This is a genomic window from Mesorhizobium australafricanum (assembly GCF_033977265.1).
Lineage (GTDB): Bacteria > Pseudomonadota > Alphaproteobacteria > Rhizobiales > Rhizobiaceae > Mesorhizobium > Mesorhizobium australafricanum.
Genome location: NZ_JAVIIT010000009.1, coordinates 184151 through 201913 on the forward strand (window position 1 = coordinate 184151; position 17763 = coordinate 201913).

Genomic DNA, 17763 nt, shown 5'->3' on the forward strand with positions numbered 1-17763 from the left:
TGGCATTCCGCAACGCAATTCAGAACGCAAGACAGGAGCTTGGACATGAAAATCGTCATCATAGGCGGCACAGGACTCATCGGTTCGAAGACCGTCGAGAGGCTGCGCAAGAAGGGTCATGAAGTGCTTGCTGCTTCACCGAACAGCGGCGTCAACACCGTCACGGGCGAAGGCCTGCCGGAAGCTCTCGCCGGGGCGCAGGTCGTCATTGATCTCGCAAATTCGCCTTCGTTCGAGGACAAGGCCGTTCTGGAGTTCTTCGAGACCTCCGGCCGGAACCTCCTCGCAGCAGGCAAGGCGGCCAGCGTCAAACATCACATCGCACTCTCGATCGTGGGCGCCGAGCGCCTCCCCGATAGCGGCTATCTGCGCGCCAAAATGGTGCAGGAAAAGCTGATCCAGGAGTCTGGTATTCCCTACACCATCGTTCATTCGACCCAATTTTTCGAATTCCTGGGGGGCATCGCCCAGTCGGCAACAGCTGGCGACATCGTAACCCTTCCATCAGCCTACTTTCAGCCGATCGCATCGGACGACGTCGCCGACATCATGACGGACGTAGCGCTCTCCGCCCCGATCAACGGCACCATCGAGATCGCCGGACCTGAGCCGATCCGCATGAGCGATCTCGTCGCGCGGTTCCTGAAGGCGACCAACGACCCACGCAAGGTGATCGGGGACCCCAACGCGCGCTATTTCGGTACGGAACTGGACGATACCTCGCTGCTCCCCGGGGACCATCCACGCATCGGAGCGATCCGTTTCGAGGACTGGTTCGCCCCCGCCCCGCTCACTCGACACTGATCCCCCGCGGCCGCGCATCGTCCGATGACGCGGGTCCAACTTCAACGCGAAAGAGCGAGCCGATGAAAGACGATTTTTCTTCCCCCGCCGGAGCATCGCGCCGAGACATCTTGTTAGGCGCAGTGGCCGCCACCGTGGCAACTGGCCTCTCCATAGCTGCGCCCGCGCAAGCAGGGCGGGCGAAAGACCTTCCCTCTCCCAGACCAGACAAAGGACTCAAGACCATGAGCACCATTACCACCAAGGACGGCACTGAGATCTACTACAAGGACTGGGGTCCGAAGGACGCTCAACCGATCGTCTTCCACCATGGCTGGCCGCTGAGCGCCGATGACTGGGACGCGCAGATGCTTTTCTTCGTCAGCCAGGGATATCGAACCATTGCCCATGACCGGCGCGGGCACGGCCGCTCCGCGCAGGTGAGCGACGGCCACGACATGGATCACTATGCCGCCGACGCGGCGGCCGTGATCGAACATCTTGGATTGAGGGGCGCCATCCATATCGGCCACTCGACCGGCGGCGGGGAAGCGGCACGCTACGTCGCCCGCCATGGCAAGGGACGCACCGCGAAGCTCGTCCTCATCGGCGCGGTGCCGCCGATCATGGTAAAGACGCCGGCCAATCCTGGCGGCCTTCCAATCGAGGCGTTCGACGGGCTGCGCAAGTCGCTCGCCGCCAATCGGGCACAGTTCTATGTCGATTTCCCGTCTGGCCCATTCTACGGTTTCAACCGGCTAGGCGTGAAAGCGATCCCGGGCGTTATCCAGAACTGGTGGCGGCAGGGCATGATGGGCAGCGCCAAGGCGCACTACGACGGCATCAAGGCCTTCTCGGAAACCGATTTCACCGACGACCTCAGGACCGTCGACGTGCCAACTCTCGTCATGCATGGCACGGATGATCAGATCGTGCCGTTCGCGGATTCCGCACCTTTGTCCGCAAAGCTTCTGAAGAACGGTACGCTCAAGGTCTACGAGAACCTGCCGCATGGCATGTGTACGACCCATGCCGAACTGGTGAACAACGACCTTCTCGCTTTCGTGAAGTCATAGGCTCACGCCGTACCGCCAGCGAGAGCCTGCCGCCGGCTTGTCCTCCCCTCCGGCCGGCGGCCCCCAATCACATCAAACCGCGACTGGAGCCAGACTGTGATCAAGACCATCCTCTGCAGTGCAGCAACCGTAACGATTCTCACAAGCGGGGCTCTTGCCCACGATACGATCGGCGAGCACGTCAAGCTCGTCTACGACCAGCCGCTGCCCAACGTACCAGGCAAGAGCATGCGTGCTGTATTGGTCGAGTACGAGCCCGGCGGCACGTCCTCGGCACATACGCATCCAAAGTCGGCCTTCATCTACGCGACCGTGCTTGAAGGCGCGATCCGCAGCAAGGTCAACGATGGGCCGGTCACGACCTATCACGCCGGCCAAGGCTTCTCCGAATTTCCGGGCGATCGTCACGGCGTCAGCGAGAACGCCAGCGCGACTGAGCCTGCCAAACTACTCGCCGTGTTCGTCGTCGATACCGACGAGAAGGAACTGACCACACCCTCCGACGAATGAAGGCCTCTGGATCGGTTCGATAATGGAGACGGCCGCCGCCGGAGCATTTGGCGGCACGGTCGATAGGATAAGGATGGCTGCGATGCTTATCGAAAAACTAGGCGATCTGAGGTCGCCAACGTCTTGTAAAGATGAAACCATGCTGCAGCATATTCGCCTGCAGCCTGGCGGATCACATCGCCCTGATCGAGTCCGGAATGCCGTTCGAAAGGGAAGGCGTCAGCCTGAAGAAGAAAAGAACTGCATCGGCGGGTCGACTTCAACCATGTAACGCGCAAGGGCTACGTCCCGGCGCTGATGCTGGATAACGCAGAAATCCTAACCGAGAACGTCGCCATTCGCGATTGGCTCGCCGCGAAGCACCCGGCTCTCGGCGTTCCGAGAAGCTTTGGCCGAATACGCGTTCTGGAAAGTCTGTCTTTCATCAATGCCCGCCAGGAGCAAAGCCATGTCCGCATTTGACAATAAGGTCGTCATCATCACCGGTGGAAGCTCAGGCATCGGTCGCGCAGCGGCACTTGGCTTTGCCCGGCAAGGCGCAAAGGTGATGGTAACCGGCCGCCGCGCGACACTGCTAAAGCAGACCGTCGCCGAGCACCCGAACATTGTCAGCCTCGTCGCCGACGCTGCGGAGCCCGAAGATGCCTCTCGCACCATCGCCAAGGCAATCGACACGTGGGGTCGCCTCGACGTGTTGGTGAACAATGCAGGCGCGGGTGCTCTTCTGTCCCTGCGTGAAGCTGCCGCTGAGCAGGTCGCGAGCATATTTGCCGTGAATGTCGTCGGCCCCAGCCTGCTGGCGGCGGCAGCACTTCCGCATTTGACGGCGACGAAGGGAGCGATCATCAACATTTCGAGCACGTTCGGTCATAGGCCCGCGGCTGGGCTCTCCCACTACGCCGCCAGCAAGGCGGCGCTGGAACATCTGACCCGCTGTTGGGCGCTCGAGCTCGCGCCTGAAGGTGTGCGCGTTAACGCCGTCGCTGCCGGGCCGACTGAATCCGGAGCGCTGACGGGCATGATGGGGCTCTCCCCGGAGCATGCTGCCGTCATTGAGGAAGCGGAGCGCGCGCAGATACCGCTCAAACGACGCGGCACGCCAGATGACGTGGCCAGGTGGATCGTCCAACTGGCCGATCCGGCGTGCGAGTGGGTGACCGGGCAGGTGATCGCCGTCGACGGAGGCCTGGGCCTCACATGACCCGCCTGCTTCAGATCCTGACGGCCTTGGTGGACCATGACTTCCGCCCGTTCCCCCGCTGCCCGAAACCCTGTTGGAGACCATAGAGATGGACGGCACCGGCAGTCGGATACTTGCAGGAGTTTTGGTTCCCGATACGCCTCTCGTGCAGCAGGCGCTCGATCATACGAGCCAGGAAAGCGAGCCCTATCTTTTTAATCACGTCGTCCGTTCCTGGTTGTTTGCGGAGCGTATCGGACAGCTTCGCAACATCGATCACGACGCGGAAGTCGTCGCCGTCGGTGTGCTCTTGCACGATCTTACGCTTAACCAGCGCTTCAACGGTCCGCGCCGGTTCGAAGTTGAAGGCGCCGATCTGGCTCGGGCCTTCGCGAGGCAAGCCGGCGTCGACGAGCACCGCGCCCAGTTGATCTGGGACAGCGTCGCTCTCAACTCGACGCCATCGATCGGTCTCTACAAGGAAGCGGAGGTGGCGCTCTGTACTGCCGGGATCTGCCTGGATGTCGTGGGTCTGCAATATGAGATCATTCCAGCCATGGAGATCGCCAGGATCGTCACGGAGTTTCCGCGGCTCGACATGAAGCGGCGCATGACCCAATGCTTCTGCCACATCGCCAAGACGAGGCCCGAAACGACCTACGACAATTTCATTCGGGATTTCGGTGAACGCTATGTCCCCGGATACCGAGCTTCTTCTTCCGTCGATCTCGTCGCGAATGCGCCCTTCGACGAATAAATGCAGCAGGCAAAACAAGTTCGCTTGAGCTATCGCCTGACGGGCCGCCAGAGCAATTCCGGGAAAAGTGTGAAGCGGTTGTCCGTCAGGAATTGCGCAAATCAAAGAGATAGCGCGTTTCGCCGTTTCCGTGAAAACGGTGAAACGATCTCGTAGTCGACGAGTTGCAATTCTGGCGCGCTAATATCCCACTGACGGTTGCCGCCGCTGTTCAGGCCACGGTCTCACGCAGCGGCACGGGCAGTGTCTCCCAGGCCCGGATCAGCTCACCGATGGAGGCTGCCTCCATCTTGCGCATGACGTTGCCGCGATGCAGCTTCACCGTCACTTCGCTGATGCCGAACTCGAAGGCAATCTGCTTGTTGAGGCGTCCGCGCGCAACGTGATGCAGGACCTCGCGCTCACGGGGCGTCAATGTCTGAAGGCGTTCGACATTTCGCTTGACCACCTCTGCCTTCGCCCGTCGCGAGGCGTCCATCGCAATGGCCGCGATTACGGCATCAAGCAATGTTTGGTCCCGTACCGGTTTGGTAAGAAAATCCACTGCGCCGGCCTTCATCGCCTGAACCGTCATCGGTATATCGCCGTGACCAGTGAGAAAGATGATTGGCTTCGGGTTGCCATTCTGGGCCAGATGATGCTGCAGATCGAGACCGCTCGCCCCTGGCATGCGCACGTCAAGGATCAGGCAGCCAGGTTTTTGTAATACGTCGGCTTGGAGCAATTCGCGTGTCGAGGCAAAGCAGACCGGCTGGAAACCTGCCGACAGAATTAACTCCGACAGTCCCTCCCGAACCGCTGCATCGTCATCGACAATGATCACGAGCGGCTGCTCCGCTTGGCCTTTGTGCGGTGACGGTGCCGATGTCGGTTGGAGCGGCTGGTCAACTCTCATCATTACCCTCCATTTCTCGATCGTTTAAGGCGTTGGCAATGGCAGCAAGCATGGCTTGACCGTCGAAAGGCTTGCGAAAAAAACCGCTGATGCCCTGAGCGCGAAACTGATCCGCTATCTCGTGGCGGCCGGTGATAAGGAACACTGGCAACTCCGGACGAGCCTTCTTCACAAGGTCGCGAAGTTCGAAGCCATCCGTGCCAGGCATTCCGATGTCGGTGATGAGCACGTCTACGCCCGACAGCCCGCGGTCGAGCAGCGATCCCGCCGACGAGAAGCACCAAGCGACATAACCCGCGGATTCCAGCAGGTCCTCCAGAGACTCGAGGACTCTCGGATCGTCGTCGACAACCGCCACGACAGGTCGCACCGTGCTCACACTCAGTTCCCTCCCGTTCGTCGAGAGTGGGTAATCGGTATCTCCAGTCGTTCCGCTATGCGCACGAGATCGGCGAGGGACGCCGCCATCATTTTCTGCATCACGTTCCTTCTATGGATCTGCAGCGTGACCTCGCTGATCCCCAACTCAGCCGCGGCCTGTTTGTTGAGTAGGCCACTCACGACGAGCGGCAGCACCTCGCGCTCGCGTGGCGTGAGCTCTAGATAGCGTTGCCTCAACATGGTGAGTTCGGCCCGCTCTGATCGCTTTTCGCGATCCTGGGCGATCGCCGTCTGGATTGCGGCCATGAGGTCCGCGTCGCAAAAAGGTTTTGTCAGGAAGTCCACGGCGCCGTGCTTGATCGCACGCACCGAGGATGGGATGTCGCCGTGCCCCGTTATGAATACGATCGGCGGATGATCGCCCTCGGCGATCTGCTTCTGCAGATCGAGGCCGTTGATGTCCGGCAATTCTACATCAAGGATGAGGCAGGCGGGGACGTCCGGCTTGTCCGCCAGGACATAGTCAATGGCCGATCCGAACGCGATGGCGCGCATGCCATGCGACTCCAGAAGCTCACCAAGCGCTTCCCGGATACGCACGTCGTCATCGACGATGAAGACCATGTGATTGTCGGTTGTCATGCTGCCGCTTTCATTTCAACGGGCATCGTGAAGACGAACGTCGTTCCGTGCGGCTCGTTCTTCTCCACCCACAACCGTCCGCCGTGCGACTCGACGATGGAACGGCAGATCGCGAGCCCCATGCCCATGCCGTGCTCTTTCGTCGTAAAGAACGGCTCGAATATTCGGTCAGGAAATTCTATGCCCGGGCCGCGATCGCTGATTTCGATCTGGATCGCGTCCCCTATCCGGCGCGCGCGAAGTGCAAGAACCCTGTCGCCCGCAACAGAGTCCATCGCATCCATGCCATTGCGGATGAGGTTCACCAAAACCTGCTGGATCTGCACCCGATCGAGCGCGACAATGGGAAGGTCGCTTTCGACATCGATGTCCATACGAACTCGACGCCGCACCGCCTCTTCAGCGATGAGGTCGCGCGCCTCCGCGATAACGCTGCCGAGCGTTGTGTCGGCCATCGCGTCCGCAGACCGCTTGAACAAGGCGCGGATGCGGCTGACGACATCCGCCGCCGAGTTGGCATCCCGGATAATGCGCTCCACCGTCTTCTGCGCCCGCTCGATATTTGGCGGTTTGGCCGTGAGCCAGCGCTGGCAGGCGTACGAGTTGGCGACAACAGCCGCCAGAGGCTGGTTCACCTCATGCGCGATTGAGGCCGAAAGCTCGGCAAGACTCGCCGCCTGGCTCGCACGTGCAAGTCTCTCTTGCGCCAGACGCAGCTCTTCATGCGCTCGAACTTCACCATCGATGTCCAGACAGACGACGTTCCACTGAACAATCGCACCTTCAGCGTTGCGCATCGGTGCCGCGCGCGTATCGACCCAGCAATATTCGCCATCGAAGCGCCGCAGACGGTGCCTCCGCGCATACGGTTCGCCAGTGGCCAAAGAATGGGCATAGTTCGCTTTGACGCCCGCCAGGTCGTCAGGATGAACGCCGTCGTCGAGTGTGCCGGCCAGGCGGGATTTTCCCTTGCCGTCCAATGACTCCAACTCATATCCGAGGAATTCGCGGAGCTGACGGCTGCGATATATCGGTTCGCCGTTCGGCGCGGCGCAATCGATCATTACCGGCAGTGTTTCAACCAGCTGCCACAGCGAACGTTCTCTCTCGCGCAGCGCCACCTGCGCGGTAACCAAATCGTGGATGTCGACACAAGCGCCGTACCACTGGACGATGCCGCCGGACTCGTCGCGAAGCGGCTCCGCGCGTGCGTCGGTCCACCGGTAGCCACCATCTGACCGCCGCTGTCGATAGGTCCTTGCGAAGGCGGTACCAGTCTCGAACGAGCGCGCGAGCGCCTGCTCTACCACCGGCCTGTCATCCGGATGGACATCCGCCAGGGATCGCGACCCGTCCGGCGCGGTCAAGTCTTCCAGGGTGATGCCAACCGTATCCATGAGCGGCTTGTTAATGTAGGACGGCGTTCCTTCGGGCGTTGTGCTCCAGATGAGAGCGGGCACGGCGTCGATTAACTGCCGCAGCTCCCGCTCCCGGTCGCGCAATGCCTCTTGCGCTCGCATCTCGTCTTCGATGTCGATTGAAGCCATATACCACTGCACGATCGCACCATCGGCATCCCGTAACGGTTGCGCGCGCGCTTCTATCCAGCGGTAGACGCCATCCTTCTCGCGACGACGAAACCGGTTCACGAAAGGCTGCCCGGTCGCAAAGCCCTTCGATGCTCTCCGGAACATTGTCGGAAAGTCTTCAGGGTGGGCCAGGTCCCGAGCCAGGGCATCGAAGTCCTCGATGTGCGTGGGTGGCGAACCGACCTTCTCCAGATATCGTTTGCTAGTGTAGGTGATCTTACCTGAAGGAGCGAAGCTCAGGATATTCACGGGCACGGCGTCAATCATCTGTTCCAGCTGGCGTTTGCTGCTTCGCAGTGCTTCTTCGGCCCGCACCTGATCATCGATGTCGTGTGACAACCCGTACCACTGTACGACGGATCCCTCCTCATTCCGCATCGGCTCTGCACGGCTCGACATCCAGCGGTAGACGCCATCCGCGCGACGCAGGCGAAAGTTCAGCGAGAAGCTCTCGCCGGTGATGACCGAATGGTTGAGCGCAGCTTCCAGCTTGGCCGCATCTTCGGGATGTACGACAGCCGCTATGGCAGCTGTCAGACCATTTCCTCCCTCACTCTGGTATTCTCCCACGTCGAGACCGAGAAACTCGACCATTTGCTTGCTGAAGAAGACCGGCTCGCCCGACGCAGACAGGCGCCAGAGGAAGCTCGGCACCATATCGACAAGTTGCGAGAGCTCGCGTTCGCGGAGACGCAGCGCTTCCTGGGCGCGCATCTCATCGTCGATATCGATGGAAATTGCATACCATTGTACGATCGCGCCGCTATGATCACGAAGCGGCTCCCAGCGACCATCCACCCAGCGGTAGGCGCCGTCCGCTCGACGCATGCGATACTTCATCGAGTGGGACTCGCCGGTAGCTAAGGAACGATGGAGCCTTTCCAAAAGGCGGGCAGCATCTTCCGGATGGACCAGAGACTGGATGGCTGCCGCCCTCCGGCTCATTCCCGGCCTGTCCAATTGCGCCACGTCGTTCAGTCCGAAGAAGTCGAGCAAGCGTTTATTGAAGAAAATCGGCTCACCTTCGGGTGTCAGACGCCTGATCTGGACCGGGACCATGTCGACGAGCTGAGAAAGTTCCCGCTCCCGGCCACGCAACGCCGCCACGGTCTTTTTGTAGACGTCATTGTCGAGTGCAATACCATACCATCCCACGATACGACCGCGGCTGTCGTGTGCTGGCCGCGCGGCTGCTCGAGCCCAGACATAGACGCCGCTCGCGCGCCGAAAGCGAAACTCGACATTGAAGTGATCGCCTGTCTGTAGGCAGTGGCGCCATGTGGCTGCGATCTGCTCATAGTCGTCCGGATGAAGCAGACGCTTCCAGGCGGTATGCCCCTCGTCCAAAGAAGCGTTCAGATATTCCAGCGTCACGCCAAGGGAGTTCTGGGCAAACGGATGCAGGTAGATCCATCTGCCGGCCGCGTCGAATGCCCATCCGTTCCCGAATATGCTCTCGACGACCTTCGCCGATCGAATTGGTTCAGCCTCGCTTTCTACCGACGGGTCAAACCCTGCCGAGGCGAGTGCCTCCCTATCCGTCACAAGATCGTCGATGTCGACACTCACACTGTAGCCTGGTTCTGACCGCGTCTCGTTCCAGCGATAACTACCGTCGGCTTGGAGTTGCCGGTGCCTCGTCACCTGAGGAACACCCGTCCAGAAGGCGCGGGCGGCAGCGTGAGCTGCGGCAGTCCGGTCATCCGGATGGACAAGGCTCAGCGAATGCGGAGCATCGGAAACGGCTTTGCTTTCGAGCGCGTCACTGATGACGTCAGCGAATTGTTCCTTGGCCGCGGACGGGACATCACCGTCAATCAACGCACCATACCATGCAACGATGCGACCTGTGCTGTCGCGCAGCGGCTGCCCCGAGCTCCTGCTCCAACCGTAAGCACCGCTAGCGCGCAATATGCGATGCTCCATATCGTAATGGTCACCTGTTTGCAGGCAGCGACGCCACATTGTGATGGCGGCGTCGTAATCGTCTGGATGGATTAGCCGCTTCCAACCGACCGTGCCCTTTTCCGAAGGCGAATTGAGTTCCTCCAGAGTTGTGCCGAGAAGCGTCAGCGCGCTGGACGTCACGTAGGTGAATTTGCCCGAGGCGTCTGTCGCCCACGCGTTGCCGACCACGCCTTCGATGATCCGAGCGGCTCGCAACGCTTCGGAGTCGATTCCCCCAATGGACTTAAACGCTGTCGTCATTGTCTTCTCCTCCCGGACAAAAGAAAGCCGGAGACCGTCAGCGCCTTGTGTAGCACTCATCCTTGGATCTGGGTGGCGATTTGGCTTGTGAGCTTAACCGGCTATGTCTTCGGCCGCACCTCATGGAAATCCATGAGCTGTGGCCGACCCTGCATTGCGGATAAGGCTGTTAGTGAAGGTTCAAGCAGTCAGGGTGAAGCGACGCTGACAGCAAGTAGCGAACTTGTCTTAGCGGTCGCCACTCGCCGGCAAAAGATGCCGTTCAGGACACGTCAGTCGTTTATTTCGATGTCCCGCAACCTATCCCGTGGTGTGGCTCGCCCTCTCCCTCGACACAATCGACCGCAAACACAGCCTCGATGTAGGTCGTCGATGCCGCGTGTAAGCGGCGGTCAGTAGGAGATAAACATGAGCCTAGCCGAAAACTCACACCCCGGCAGAAGGGGATCCGAAGAGCTGGTTCCGTCGCGCTACGCGGTACGGATCGGCGAGATCGACGTGCTGGTGGTCAGCGATGGGGTGCTACCGCTTCCAACCAACATGTTGGGATACAACGCCGACCCGGCCGTGCATGCGGCCTGGTTGAAGGAGATGTTCCTGCCGCCGGACGCTTTCGACTGGGCGCTGAACGCGGTCGTGGTGCGCAGCGGCGGGAAGACCATACTCATCGATGCTGGGCTAGGATTGGACCCGGAGTTGAACTTGCCGCGGGCCGGGCAGTTGATCAAGCGACTGGAGGCCGCCGGCATCGATCTTGGATCCGTGACCGACGTGGTGCTTACCCACATGCACATGGACCATGTTGGCGGGCTGCTCGTCGATGGGGTGAAAGAGCGGCTGCGTCCAGACCTGCGGATCCACGTGGCGGCCGCCGAGGTCAAGTTCTGGGAGTCGCCCGATTTCTCCCACGTCTCGATGCCGCCCGGGTTCCCGGACGCGCTTCGTGCAACCGCCAAGAGGTTCAGGAAAGAGTATGAGAGCAAGCTGCGGCTGTTCGATGATGAATACGAGGTGGCGCCGGGCGTGGTCGTCTCTCGAACGGGCGGCCACACTCCCGGGCACAGCATAGTCCGCGTCGCGTCCGGCAAAGACCGGCTGATGTTTGCTGGCGACGCCGTGTTCGCGGTCGGATTCGAACACCCCGACTGGTACACCGGCTTCGAGCACGATCCCGAGGAGGCAGCTCGCGTTCGGGCGCGACTTTTGCGGGAACTGGCGGAGACCGGAGAGCTGCTGGTGGCCACTCATATGCCGTTCCCGTCCGTGGGCCATGTAGCGGTTGACGGCGACGTCTTTCGTTGGGTGCCAGTCTTCTGGGATTACTGACCGCATGGTTAGGGCCTAACTAGGGCGCGTACTCACAGCGTTGGTGAGTTCGCGCCCTGGTTTTTCCGCAACCTCGGGCATTCGCATCACCTTTTGCAGCCCCCGTCGTCGCGCCGGCTTCCGCCATGACGCCGTGCGATCTGAACGTCTGCTTTTTGGCCTTCTACGCCAGAAATCGCCAATCCGCTTACGGCCTCAAATTGCCCGTCCGAAAGGCGCCCACATTCGGCGCTAGCGGGCTGAACCGGTTCCCATCAGTTGGCATCCAAGCGAGTCGGCAGAGCACCAGCCTCTTCCGAAATGTATGGGCGCTTTCCACCTACCGCCAATACAAACACAAAAACGAGGCGGGCTTAAGCCGGCTGTTCGTCACATGACGTGCTTGGATTGCGCGACCATGGTTCATGCGGTTTGTTCGCCCGGCTTTCGGCTGGCGAACACTACGGTACGTGGCTGGTGGACTTCAATTCGCGTACAGGACGGGCACGATTTCACCGGTAGTCATAAACACGATCGCGCCCCGTGGCGCAGAGACTGCCTGGAGGTAGCCCTGCAGTTGCTGCACATACACAACGCGGTGCAGGTGTGTGTCGCCATCGCTCTTCCAATCCAGAACCTCCAGCACTTTGCCATCCTCGATTGCGATCGCATCGACGCGGCCGGCGAGAAGTTTACCAGGCTCTATCTCGCCCCAGACAGACAATTCAGGCACAAGCACGGACAAGAGTCGCTGCACATAAGGCAGCCGGTAGGTCTGCAACGCGGTCGCTGCGAGTTCGCTTGGAACGGGGAGAGACCCCTCCTCGGAGTCGATGGCAAGAAGTTCGCTGAGAAGACGTCCAGCGCGTGCGGCAACGTCATCCTGGGGCGTTAGTTCGCCCGTCAGAAGTTCCTCCATAAGCTTATGAAGAACCAGCCCGCGAGTCCTGCCGGCGCCTATAGTCTCGATATATTCGAACGCGCCGTTCGGTTCGCTCGCCGAGGTCGCCACGAGGATTTCGGCACGGTCCGCGTCGTGGGCACTGGGATTGGTCCAGCGCAGTGAGGGCGAGGCTGCCTTAACGATGGCGGCTTGCCGTGCGAAAGTATCGGTGTCCTGAGGCAACGCGGCAGCGTCGAAATTGGGGAGCGTTCGCGGCTCCAGCTGGTTGAACTGCAATTCCTCAAGCAGATCGAATCTCAGGTTGAGAAGTTTCGACCATGCGCCTGGCTTGGCCGAGGAAAGATTGGGAACGACCAGCAGATCGCGGGCACGCGTAGAGGCGACATACCACATGCGTTGATGTTCCAGCGTCTGACGCTGCGCTTGCTCCTCGCGAGCAAGCTTGAGCGCCGAGGAACAGACGCCGCCGATGATCCAGTGCAGCGTGTTGTCGGATTGACGATGGACGAACCGCTCAGAGGGTCTTGCGCGCGTGCCCATGTTGATGGGGATCACCACCGGCCACTCAAGGCCTTTGGCGCTGTGAATGGTCACAATCTCGATCGCGTCTTTCGATGCGTCGATCCGGCCCTCCTGCCGCGAGGCTCGACGATCCCAATCGAGCTGCAGATGACGGACGAAGGATCGGAGCCCCCGGACGTCAAATGGCCGCGCGAGTTCAACAATGCGATCAAGATTGGCGAGAGAGCGCGCAGCACGGTTGTTGCCGCTGCGTGCAGACAATGCGACGCGCAGTTGAAGCTGCTCGATGGCCTCGGCCAACAAAATGCGCGGGGTCGTGACGTTCACCCTTGCTCGGAGTTTTTGCAGGATATCGAGGATTGAACTGACGATGGGATGGGACACCAGACCCGGCGGTGTTGTGATGTCAAAGAGGCCAGTCGGTGCAGCGGCAGGTCCGGCCTGATGGACCTCTTCGGCGATGTCGAGCAGCTCTTCATCGGTTAGACCGACCATGGGTCCACGCATGAAAGCACCGAAGGCAAGCCGGTCGCGCGAATCCGCCAGAGTGCGCAGCAGCGCTAGAACGTCCTGGGTCTCTTGCTGGAGTAACAGCGTCTTGCCAGCTTGCGACGCGACAGCAAGCCCGAGCGCCTCCAGTGCCCGTTCATAGCGCCAAAGGTCGGTGCCGGTTGGCGCAAGCAGGGCAATGTCGCCCGCTTCAAGTAGGCGGCGGCTACCATCGTGCTCGTCTTCGATCTCGATTGCACCGACCAGTTCGGAACATATCCGCGCAACGATCGCCGCCTCGTCGTCGCGCTGCTCGGGCATACTCGCCGATCGACCGTCGCCAATGGTCACATGGGACGCGGAAGGCAGTCCATGGATGGCGCCTTTGCGCGTTGCGCTGAGTGCGCCATAACTTGGCTGACCGTCAGCATCAAGGACGGGTTGGAACGCGGCGTTCACGTACTCAATGATGCCTGGCTGGCAGCGAAAGTTGGCCCCGATATGGACAACGCGGTCGTCCCCCAGGCGTGCAATCGTCCGCTTCGCCTGATTGTAGCTGTCGATGTCCGCACCACGAAACGCGTAGATGGATTGCTTGGGATCGCCGACGACGAACAGCGCACCGTCGCGAAGATCGGCATCCTGCCAGCGATCGGGCATGGCGCGGGCCGCGATCGAAAAGAGGATGCTGGCCTGGATCGGGTCAGTGTCCTGAAATTCATCGACCAGGATATGCGCAAAGCGTCGACCGACTGCCTCGCGCACGGCATCGTTCTTGGTCACAAGGGCTTGGGCACGCTGCAGAAGGTCGTCGAAGTCGAGGACAGCCGCGTCTCCCTTGCGCTCGACATAGAGGTCCCTGACGGGATCGAGCGCACGTGACATCTGATCGACCATGGCATCGCCGATCTGGCCGAGGAGCTCTGCGAATTGCGTCTCACAGTTATGGGAATGGGCCTCGGCCTGTTGAGCGAGTTCTGGTCCTTTGTCCTTGCCATAGGCCGATTTCCAATAGCCGAGATTGCGCTGTTTTTTGAAAGCGAACTCGTTCCATTTCATCGAGGCAGTACGCGGCGGGTCGGCAAGTCCCCATAGCCGAGCAAAGGTCGGCTCTTTCTCGAAGCAGCTCTCGTAGAATGCGGCGAGGGTTTCGAATTCTGCGACCAAGGCCCCGGTGCGGCCTTCTTTAGGATAGTCTGCTTGCCAGCGTCGGAACGCACGGACGCTCTCGACAAAATCGATATCCTTGCGCAGTGAGAAGTTGATCGAAGCCGTGCCGGCCCCTGGATGCTCCAGCTTGAGCTTGGCAAGGTCGAAGCTATCCTTGACGACCTTCAACGGTTCGAACTTGGAGAGGACCGCGACCGGATCCTCGCCCTCCCTAGTTTGTATTGAGAGACGCTCGAACAGCCATTTGGAGATGACGCTCTCGAACATCGCGTCAGCCGCAGGTCCATCCATCATTCGCGATCCGGGATCGAGTCCCGTTTCGACGGAATAGGCCATGATAATCTGCTGGCACAACGCGTGAATCGTGCACGCGGTTAGCTCGTCGAGGGCATCAATTGCCGACTTGAGGCTGCTCTTTTTTTCGTCGAGCAGCTCAAGGGTTACAGCGTCGCGCAACACCTTCGGGATTTCTCCTCCCAGCAGTTGGGTTGCGTATTCGCGAATGCGCAGCGACAGCTCGCTGGCAGCCAGTTCGGTAAACGTAATCGCGGCGATGCTGCGCGGCGGCGCACCGTACAACATTAGCATGACGACGCGGCCGGCAATAAGTGACGTTTTGCCGGTGCCCGCAGCCGCTTCGACCAGCAGTGTCCTGTCGAGTTCCGTGAGAACGCGACGGCGCTCAAGGGCGTCGCTCAGCATCACAGCTCCCTCCAAAGGGGCGCAAGCTTGTGCTGTGCGGCGTTGAAACCTTCATCCTTGCGCCCTTCGTAACGATCAAGCGCCGCAGGCAGCGCGATCCTGAGTTGGTTGTAGCCTGCGAACGCATCTGGTCCCGGATGGGCGATCCCAGCTCTGAGCCCTTCGACAGCGATGTCGATGAAGCGTAGCAGCTTCTCTTCCGCTTGTTCGAGCACATCGCCTTCAAGGCGCGCCGGAGGTTCCATGGTGTCGAGGTAGACCAGGCGGGAGATGATCGTACTCACCTCGGGGATGAGCTGCTTGATCGCGACGGCGTAGAGTACGCGCTGAACTTCAGCTCCACCGCCGAGGACGACGTCGCGCAGATCGCGCGGCGTCTTGCCGGTCTTGTAGTCGGACATCCGGACACCACGGCGGTCCGGTTTCACGTCGACACGGTCGATGCGGCCTTTCAGGGGGGTCCCGAAACGGCCGATCAAGACCTGTTGGTTTTCACGCCAGGGAACTGAATTTTTTGCCTGCGACTCAGGCGTGCCGAACGGCACCTCGCTAAAGCTCTGCGTACCAGGACCGAAGCGGTCATCGACCGTCAGCCCGCGGCGAGCCCGTCGCCGCGCCTCTTCGATCGTGTCCAACCAAAGCAAGCTCGGCGGCACTGCCCGGGTTAGCGGCCAGTCCCTCGCGACGCTTTTGACCGCAGCCTCAAGCGCGCTATCAATTTCTTCTGGCGTTGCGCTGACAAGACTGGGCATGCGCTCGACCGCAAGGCGCAGCAATTCATGCACGAGCTCACCGAAGGTCATCGCATCGAGTTGCAGCGGCTGAACCGCAAGCTCAGGCGCGGTCATCCCTAACACTCTTAGCCATACATAACCCAAGGGATCACGCAAAAGCCGCCGGAGCGAGGTAGCAGAATGCGGCAAGCTCAGAGCGCGGAGAATGGCCGGATGGTGCTCTCGGAACCCGCCGTCATGTGGCGTTGTCTCAAGCCTGCGCGTCCAGTCCGCCCAGCAAGAAATAACGCTTTGTATGCGCGGCAAGGCGAGCGCATCATCAGTACGAGCCAGTAGACGATCACCTTCGCTAAACGCATGCTCCGGCGTTCGCGTCCGCGAAAGCAGACGCTCGGCAACCCGATGCTGTAGCAATCCGCTTTTGGCAAGGAACGCGCCTTCCGCCGATCGCCTGCTGCGCGACAGCGTAACCTTCGAATTTGGGTGGCCGGTCAAGATCTCAAAGGTCAGCCGATCGTGCTCGAGCCGGGGCAGGTCCACCAACTCACGCTCGTTAAGCACATGCTCGGGCAGTAGCGGGTCCGCATTGTCGCCACGCGGCCAGCTTCTGCTCGAAAGCCCAAGCAGACGCATATACTTTCGTGGCGCTCCAACCAGGTCCGCCGCCCGCCCCCAGACCACATTGTTGGCAGGGTCACTCTCGTCTGCAATGCGCAACGACGTTAGGGTCATCTCCATTGCTGCGGCCGGGGCCAAACGAAGCGCCTCCTGCCAGAGCCCAAGGCTGCTGCCGCGCAGGAGCGACTTTCCGAGTTTGACCGCAGCTTTTGCGCCGCCCACTAGGTCGTAGAGCACTGGCATTACGGTCGTTGCGATTGGGGTTCCCTCGTTATGCGAGAGTGTCTCTAGACTGCGCGCCCAGTGCTCCGGCTCGAAAAGTCCCGCCTCGGTGGGGATTCCTTTCATCCAATCAGCCGGAAGCGCCTCCGATAGGTAAGGAGATAGCAGCGACAGACGACGAATACGATCCTGCGACAAGCCGTTGATCATAACATCAGCGAGCGCCGCGCAGGTCTGGCCGGCGCGCGTGCTCAGGGCTGAAACGCCGCCAGCGAAATGGATCGGGAGATCAGCGTCCGCCGCCAGCACCAGCATGTGATCATCCCACACGCTCAAGTCAGCACTTGCGATCGCGATGTCACTGGCTTGCGTTACACCATCGCTCAACAACGCACGCGCCCAGCGAAGCGCTTCAACCACCTCCGCGCGAGGGTCGGCGCAAACCTCACAGATCAGATGTTCAGGAGACTGCAGAGGCGTCGCCAGAATCTTACCAGGAAACCAGGTCCGATCGCGCGTGCCCGGCGCGTCCCACGTAACTTCGACGACCGAGCTGAGCGCTTCGATGAGCGGTCGCCAGAGCGGGTCGACGGAAACAAGCCGGTGGAGATGGAGAGGGCCGACGACAGCGCGCGCATGAACGATGCGCGCAAGCGCTCGATCGCGCAGGTCCCCGGGCAACAGCGCGCCGATTGGAAGATGCTCGCGCAGAAAGCTTTCGATGTGACCAAGGTCGCGCAGCCGGGCGCTCGGATTGAGCGGACCGCCAAGGCGAATGTCAGCGGCCCATACCCGATCCAGACTAGCGAGGACGGCCCTCGCCATGCCAGGTCTTGCCTTGACCATTTCGAGTTCTTCAAAAGTGGTCTCTGCGAGTGCTTGTGAGACGATTGGCACAAGGGTTGCGTGATCGGCTGGACGGCTGAAACCACCCGCGAGGCGAGCCGCCAGCAGCGGGACAGTGGTGACGTCGAGGCCGTGGTCACCCGCTTGAGCGGCTGCAACACGCTGCATGCGAAAGGCTAAAGTGCCCTCGACGACGACGGTGTGACGTTCCATGGCGGCAAGGACATTTG

Annotated in this window: 13 protein-coding genes; 7 read left to right on the forward strand and 6 right to left on the reverse strand. The window is 60.7% G+C overall.

The window, feature by feature from the left end:
- Positions 1-45: 45 nt before the first annotated feature.
- The 6 genes from RFM98_RS19210 (at position 46) to RFM98_RS19230 (ending at position 4306) form a co-directional block, all read left to right on the forward strand.
- Positions 46-804 (forward strand): SDR family oxidoreductase, encoded by a 759-nt coding sequence (locus RFM98_RS19210; RefSeq protein ID WP_320310351.1) that lies wholly within the window; start codon positions 46-48, stop codon positions 802-804.
- A 224-nt stretch (positions 805-1028) separates the two neighbouring features.
- On the forward strand, positions 1029-1859 hold the full coding sequence (locus tag RFM98_RS19215) for an alpha/beta fold hydrolase (protein WP_430682324.1): 831 nt from the start codon (positions 1029-1031) through the stop codon (positions 1857-1859).
- Positions 1860-1955: 96 nt separating this feature from the next.
- Positions 1956-2369: a cupin domain-containing protein gene (locus tag RFM98_RS19220; RefSeq protein WP_320310353.1), complete on the forward strand. Its 414-nt coding sequence runs from the start codon at positions 1956-1958 to the stop codon at positions 2367-2369.
- A gap of 297 nt (positions 2370-2666) precedes the next feature.
- Positions 2667-2831, forward strand: a complete 165-nt coding sequence (locus tag RFM98_RS31395) for a glutathione S-transferase family protein (protein ID WP_430682325.1) — start codon at positions 2667-2669, stop codon at positions 2829-2831.
- A complete protein-coding gene (locus tag RFM98_RS19225; protein WP_320310354.1) occupies positions 2818-3570 on the forward strand; it encodes an SDR family NAD(P)-dependent oxidoreductase in 753 nt (250 codons plus the stop codon). The genes RFM98_RS31395 and RFM98_RS19225 overlap by 14 nt, the downstream gene beginning before the upstream one ends.
- 88 nt (positions 3571-3658) lie before the next feature.
- Entirely contained in the window at positions 3659-4306 is a 648-nt protein-coding gene (locus RFM98_RS19230; RefSeq protein WP_320310355.1) for an HD domain-containing protein, read from the forward strand.
- Positions 4307-4517: 211 nt separating this feature from the next.
- Here the strand turns inward: RFM98_RS19230 and RFM98_RS19235 are convergent, their stop codons facing one another.
- The 4 genes from RFM98_RS19235 to RFM98_RS19250 are packed head-to-tail and all read right to left on the reverse strand — an operon-like array spanning position 4518 to position 10021.
- Positions 4518-5201, reverse strand: a complete 684-nt coding sequence (locus RFM98_RS19235) for a response regulator transcription factor (RefSeq protein ID WP_320310356.1) — start codon at positions 5199-5201, stop codon at positions 4518-4520.
- Positions 5191-5580 carry a response regulator transcription factor gene (locus RFM98_RS19240; RefSeq protein ID WP_320310357.1) on the reverse strand — a complete coding sequence of 130 codons (390 nt, stop codon included), beginning with the start codon at positions 5578-5580 and terminating at the stop codon, positions 5191-5193. Before RFM98_RS19240 ends, RFM98_RS19235 begins: the two co-directional genes overlap by 11 nt.
- A 2-nt stretch (positions 5581-5582) precedes the next feature.
- The gene (locus RFM98_RS19245; protein WP_320310358.1) at positions 5583-6224 is read right to left on the reverse strand and encodes a response regulator transcription factor; all 642 of its coding nucleotides are present in this window, start codon (positions 6222-6224) and stop codon (positions 5583-5585) included.
- Positions 6221-10021, reverse strand: a complete 3801-nt coding sequence (locus RFM98_RS19250) for a PAS domain-containing protein (RefSeq protein WP_320310359.1) — start codon at positions 10019-10021, stop codon at positions 6221-6223. The genes RFM98_RS19245 and RFM98_RS19250 overlap by 4 nt, the downstream gene beginning before the upstream one ends.
- Positions 10022-10429: 408 nt before the next feature.
- Here RFM98_RS19250 and RFM98_RS19255 point away from each other — a divergent pair, with 408 nt between their 5' ends.
- On the forward strand, positions 10430-11347 hold the full coding sequence (locus RFM98_RS19255; protein ID WP_320310360.1) for an MBL fold metallo-hydrolase: 918 nt from the start codon (positions 10430-10432) through the stop codon (positions 11345-11347).
- A gap of 463 nt (positions 11348-11810) precedes the next feature.
- On the opposite strand, the gene RFM98_RS19260 is transcribed toward RFM98_RS19255, so the two are convergent.
- Together RFM98_RS19260 and RFM98_RS19265 are read right to left on the reverse strand one after the other, a co-directional pair.
- Positions 11811-15113 (reverse strand): UvrD-helicase domain-containing protein, encoded by a 3303-nt coding sequence (locus RFM98_RS19260; protein WP_320310361.1) that lies wholly within the window; start codon positions 15111-15113, stop codon positions 11811-11813.
- Entirely contained in the window at positions 15113-17746 is a 2634-nt protein-coding gene (locus RFM98_RS19265; protein ID WP_320310362.1) for a PD-(D/E)XK nuclease family protein, read from the reverse strand. The genes RFM98_RS19260 and RFM98_RS19265 overlap by 1 nt, the downstream gene beginning before the upstream one ends.
- Between the last annotated feature and the right edge of the window lie 17 nt (positions 17747-17763).